Raw genomic sequence first — 3798 nt, forward strand, 5'->3', positions numbered from 1 at the left:
CATGTTGATGGAGGTGCCGCCCGATCCTTCCAGGAGATCGACGATAAATTGATCGGCATGCAGGCCGTTCTCGACTTCGACCGAGGCCGCGATGATCACCTCCGCAAGATCGGGCGGCAGCACGCCGATGTCGCGATTGGCTGCCGCAGCCGCGTGCTTGATGCGCGCAAGCGCGGTCCGCAACTCCGGTGCATCGCCGAGTTTATGGAAGGAGATGTCGAAATTCTCCTGACCGCGGAGCGTGACCACCCCATAGAGGACTCCTGCGGGGAGCTGCCGGGATCCCAGACTGTCGGTGTCGATACGAGTGCTTGGCATGTTGGGCTCCACCTGGCTTAACGATGCGCGCGACCATGACAAAGCCGTCTGAGGTTTTGAACTGATGAGGTCAGACTTAAAGTCTTTTACTGAACTACATTATTTGAACTTATTGTCCGTTCCGGTCGTTGCGATCCTGCTGCCCTCCCGCTATTCGAATAGTGTCCTTAAGGAGGACGATGTTTTGCGGCCAAGGATCGCCTTCATCGGAACCGGGGGAACGATTGCCTCCATTGGAAGCGACCCGTTCGATCTGCTTGACTACAACGCGTCGGGCGCGCGCGTGGACGCGCGCGAGATCCTTGAGCGAACGGGCTTGCAGGACGCGGTCGCCGATATCGTGCCCGTCGATTTCCGGCAGATCGATAGCACGGCGATTTCTCTGACCGACTGGGCAGATCTGGCCGACCTGTGCTGCGAGCTTGCCAGCGATTCCACGCTGGCTGGAATCGTGGTCGGCCACGGAACGGCCAGCCTCGAGGAAACCGCATGGCTCCTGTCGTTGATTTTGGACCTGCAGGTTCCAGTCGTCGTTACGGGGTCCATGCGCCCGCTCACGGGCATCTCTTCGGACGCAGGCGCCAATCTCGCGGCCGCTGTCCGCGTCGCCGCCACCCGTACTGGTGGCGGGGTCTTCGTCGTCATGAATGACGAGGTTCATTGCCCGCGTGCCGTCACCAAGTCTCACACGCTGCGACTGAATGCCTTCCAATCGCCTTGGCAGGGGCCGATCGGTACAGTCGACGGGCCGACGGTGACCTTTGCAAGGCTGGAGCCGCATCGACCTGCTCTTCTGTTTCCACGCGATCTGTTGCGCCGGCTGCCGCGCGTCGACATAACCTACAGCTACGTCGGCGCCGACGGGTGCGCCATCAGGGCTTTCGCGGAAGGCGGTGCGAAGGGTATCGTGTCCGCGGGGTTCGGCCCTGGATTGGGGTCGCCCGCCGAGACCGCCGCCCTGGCGGATGCGGTGTCCGCTGGGATCATTGTCGTCCAGTCGTCGCGCACGGGCGCGGGACAGGTTGTCGATAGCGCCCGGCACCAGAGCCTCGGCATCATTGCCGGCAACGACCTCAGCCCGCAAAAGGCCCGGATATTGCTCGCGCTCTGTCTGGCGCGAGGCGATAGCCCCCGCAGCATCGAAAGTGTCTTTCAATCGGCCTGAACATCTTCCGGCGAGGTCGGAGCCCACACCATGCCGCTCGACATCTCTGCGAGCCAGGGTATCTGTCCAATGATCTGCGGCAGCGTGTAGCGCCGTAGCATCTCGCGGGCGGCCTTGGCGATGCGCGGTCCGAGCGTATCGAACTCCCCACGCCGGGTGATGAGCGTCAGCTCTCTCGAAAAGCCTGGGCTCGGCAACGGTAGCACGGCCAGCCCAGGGAAATGGATCGCGCCCTGGAGGAGGCAGAGCGGGGTGCTGATCGCCACTCCGACGCCACCTGCAACCATGGCCAGCAGCGAATCCGATGTATCAAAGGCAAGCACTTGTGGGTGCTCGATTCGAAGCCTCCTTAGGTGCCGCTCGATCTGAGCACCCGTATGTGAGCGGGCGCTGTAGCGGATCAGCCGGTGCTCAAACAGTACTTCGCGTAACGGCCGATTGCGCAGCGTGTCGCTCCAGGCGACGGGGCAGACCAGCAGGAATGGCTCGCGGAACAGCGGAAAGCGCATCAGGCCGTCGACCCCTTCCAGCAGATCTGAGCTAATCGCCGCGTCAATTTCGTGCCGCATCAGGGCATCGGTATGGGCGTGAACGAGGCCGGAGAAAGCGGTCACGCGCAGTGCGATGGAACCTTCCAACAGATCGCGGATCAGGGCAGGTCCGACCGCCGACGCGAAGGTATCGACCATGCCGAGACGGAGGTCCTGGCGCTCCGGCCGCAAAGCTGTTGCCCTGATCTCCTCGATCGCCCGCTCGGCCCTGAGACCGATTTCACGGATATGGGCCACGAGAACCCTGCCGGCCTCGGTCGGGACCAGAGGGCGGCGCTCCCTGTGTACCAGCGTCACATCGAGTTGCGCCTCAGCACGCTTCATCGCCTGAGATACCGCAGACTGCGTCATGCCGAGCTGAGCTGCTGCCGCGCTCATGCTGCCTTCCTCAATAACGGTGGCGGCGATCTCCAGCGCATTCAGATCGGGAAGCGGCATATGAAGCTAAAGTAAAAGTCTCCAGTAATCCCACTACTATTGCCGATTTGCTATTGCCGCAAGACAGGAGATTCAACAGGCTTGATGTGCCTGCATCACAGGCGCGATGAAAAGTTAGGCAACAAGGACTTTCGCGCAGGTCAGCTCGCACAGCGTTCAACCTCCATGGGAGTAGACTTGGATGATCAACCTCAAGACATTGGCCCTGGCCGCCAGCATCGCTTGCGTCGGATCCGCGTCGCACGCCCAAACGCTCAACTGCGGCACCGATACGCTTTGTCGCGTGAAGGCGGCCGGCGTTTTGAAGATCGGCACCAAAGACGATTACGTCCCATGGTCGTATCGCGCGGCCGACGGCGGCTTCAAGGGGATGGAAGTCGATATCGGTAACAAGATCGCCAAAGCGCTCGGCGTCAAGGCCGAGTTCGTCAAGGTCAATTCCGCCAACCGGTTCGAATTCCTGGCGCAGGGCCAGATCGACCTGATGCTCGCGTCTGCCTCCGACACTGCCGAGCGGCGCAAGATCATCGCCTTCGTGCATCCCAACTACTATTCGTCCGGCTACACGGTCTTCATACCCAAGGCAATCAAAGCGACCGAGTGGAAGCAGATCTCCGGCCAGACTTTGTGCGCCGTCCAAGGGGCCTGGTACAACAAGCCGGCACAGGAGCAGTTCGGCATCAAGGTTCTCGCATTCCCGGGCACTGCCGAGACCGAAGCCGCGATGACGCAGGGGCGTTGCATAGGCCTTCTCGAGGACGATAACCAGATCAACGTCCGCCTGAGCGACCCTAAGTGGGCCGACTACCAGATGCCGTTACCAATCCAGGCCGACACGCCCTGGGGCATGGCAGTGCGTCAGGCCGACCAGTTCTCACCCTTCTACTACTTCGTGGCGGGCGTAATCTCGGAGATGCACCGCGACGGCACGTTGCTCGAAGCGGAGAAGGCCAACGGCATCAAGAACTCGGCCTACCTGATCAAGATGCATGAGGCGCTGAAGGACCATATCAACTGATTCTTGCGAAGCGACAAGTCCGGTGCGGTCGCGCGCCGGGCCGACGAAAGGGTCAGGGAACATGATTGCCGACATCCAGACGTTCTTTCGACATCTCGCTGATTCCGGAATAAACCTGACCATCTTCTATGACGCATTCGACTTCGAACGCTTCATCACAGGACTGGGCAACACGCTTTTGCTGATTCTGTTTTGCTCGTTCTTTTCGATCGTCATCGGGGCGATTGGCGCTGCGGTCCTGACGCTCAGCAAGGGCCTCGGCGCTGCGGTGGTGCGCGGCTACGTCGCGCTCTTCCGGAACACGCCAC

The 3798-nt window shown here is 61.2% G+C and carries 3 protein-coding genes and 2 pseudogenes; 3 read left to right on the forward strand and 2 right to left on the reverse strand.

Features of this window, described 5'->3' with window-relative positions:
* Positions 1–318 (reverse strand): annotated as a pseudogene (locus JOZ76_RS36245) (lyase family protein); the annotation flags it as partial.
* Positions 319–430: 112 nt separating this feature from the next.
* On the opposite strand from JOZ76_RS36245, the gene JOZ76_RS36250 reads away from it, so the two are divergent.
* Entirely contained in the window at positions 431–1483 is a 1053-nt protein-coding gene (locus JOZ76_RS36250) for an asparaginase (protein WP_291706176.1), read from the forward strand.
* Here JOZ76_RS36250 and JOZ76_RS36255 read toward each other — a convergent pair.
* Entirely contained in the window at positions 1471–2472 is a 1002-nt protein-coding gene (locus tag JOZ76_RS36255) for a LysR family transcriptional regulator (protein ID WP_291706177.1), read from the reverse strand. The genes JOZ76_RS36250 and JOZ76_RS36255 overlap by 13 nt on opposite strands.
* A gap of 181 nt (positions 2473–2653) precedes the next feature.
* On the opposite strand from JOZ76_RS36255, the gene JOZ76_RS36260 reads away from it, so the two are divergent.
* Positions 2654–3490, forward strand: a complete 837-nt coding sequence (locus JOZ76_RS36260) for a transporter substrate-binding domain-containing protein (protein ID WP_291706178.1) — start codon at positions 2654–2656, stop codon at positions 3488–3490.
* Positions 3491–3551: 61 nt separating this feature from the next.
* A pseudogene (locus JOZ76_RS36265) lies at positions 3552–3798 on the forward strand (amino acid ABC transporter permease); the annotation flags it as partial.

The sequence above is a fragment of the Bradyrhizobium sp. genome, from assembly GCF_019244115.1.
GTDB lineage: Bacteria > Pseudomonadota > Alphaproteobacteria > Rhizobiales > Xanthobacteraceae > Bradyrhizobium.